Origin of the sequence: Pseudoalteromonas sp. TAB23 (assembly GCF_000498075.1) — a bacterium.
Lineage (GTDB): Bacteria > Pseudomonadota > Gammaproteobacteria > Enterobacterales > Alteromonadaceae > Pseudoalteromonas > Pseudoalteromonas arctica.
Genome location: NZ_AUTP01000160.1, coordinates 1 through 1,400, shown reverse-complemented (window position 1 = coordinate 1,400; position 1,400 = coordinate 1). Strand labels below are relative to the sequence as shown.

At 43.5% G+C, this 1,400-nt stretch carries 2 pseudogenes; both read right to left on the bottom strand.

Annotated elements, in window-relative coordinates:
• Positions 1-934 (bottom strand): annotated as a pseudogene (locus tag L654_RS0106455) (F0F1 ATP synthase subunit beta); the annotation flags it as partial.
• Positions 931-1,400: pseudogene (locus L654_RS0106450) on the bottom strand (phosphoketolase); the annotation flags it as partial. The pseudogenes L654_RS0106455 and L654_RS0106450, both read right to left, overlap by 4 nt.

Below are 1,400 nucleotides of genomic sequence, written 5' to 3'. Positions count from 1 at the left end.
CAGGTACATACACCGCTTGAATAGAAGTAATAGCACCATTTTGTGTATTGGCAATTCGCTCTTCTAAGCCGGCAAGCTCTGTGCCCATAGTAGGCTGATAACCAAGCCTTGAAGGCATTTGCCCCATTAAGCCCGATACCTCAGAGCCTGCCTGAATAAAACGAAATATATTGTCGATTAGCAACAGCACATCTCGCTGCTCATCATCACGAAAATACTCAGCCATAGTTAAAGCTGCATGCCCCACCCTAAAACGACTCCCTGGTGGCTCGTTCATTTGCCCAAAAATCATCGCCATGTTTGGCAAAACGCCCGCGTCTTTCATTTCGCGATAAAGCTCTTCGCCTTCACGGCAGCGCTCACCTATGCCACAAAATAGGCTAACACCTTTGTGCTTGCCCACCATATTGTGAATCATTTCAGTCAATAACACTGTTTTGCCAACACCTGCACCGCCAAACAATCCCGCTTTGCCACCGCGTTCTAACGGCACCAGCAGATCAATTACTTTTATACCGGTTTCAAAAATCTCTGATTGAGTTGACCGTTCGGTTAATGGCACTGGCTTATTATGTACAGAGCGCCACTGAACATCTTTAAGCTCACCACCACCATCAAGCGTGTTACCAAACACATCAAACATTCTAGATAAGGTTCCTTTACCAACAGGGGTAAGTAACGGTCCGCCACTGTCAACAACTTCCATGCCACGCGCAAGTCCTTGTGTAGGCGTGAGCGCAATTGCTCTTACATGATGCTCATTGCGCTGCTCTAGCACTTCAAAAATACACTGTTTATTTGCGCCAGCACTAAGCATTGAATTAATCGCAGGTAGCTTCTTGTCAAAACGCACGTCAATTACGCTGCCGCGTATAGCGGTAATTGTACCGAGATTTTCAAATTTACTAATCGTGGATTGAGCTACAAAATTCATTGATGCGCCTGCCACTGCCAATTACGAATTTCAGGGAGATCTTGCCCATGCTTATTAATATATTTTTTATGCTCAACAAGCTTTTCTTCAAGCTGTTTTTTTAGTGCGTCTCTTTTTGTACCCAAGTTTGGCAGGCGTTCCAGTGTGTCTAACACTAAATGAAAACGATCAATCTCGTTTAATACCGTCATATCAAAAGCAGTTGTAATAGTGCCTTCTTCTTTATACCCGCGAACATGAATATTATGATGATTATTACGCTTGTACGTAAGCCTATGAATAAGCGTTGGGTAGCCATGAAATGCAAAAATAACCGGCTTATTAATAGTAAACAGAGTGTCAAAATCCTCTGCGATTAACCCGTGAGGATGTTCGGTATTAGGCTGTAAACGCATCAAATCAACCACGTTAACAACCCGGATTCTAAGATTACTAAAATGCTCGCGTAAAATCATAACGGCTGCCA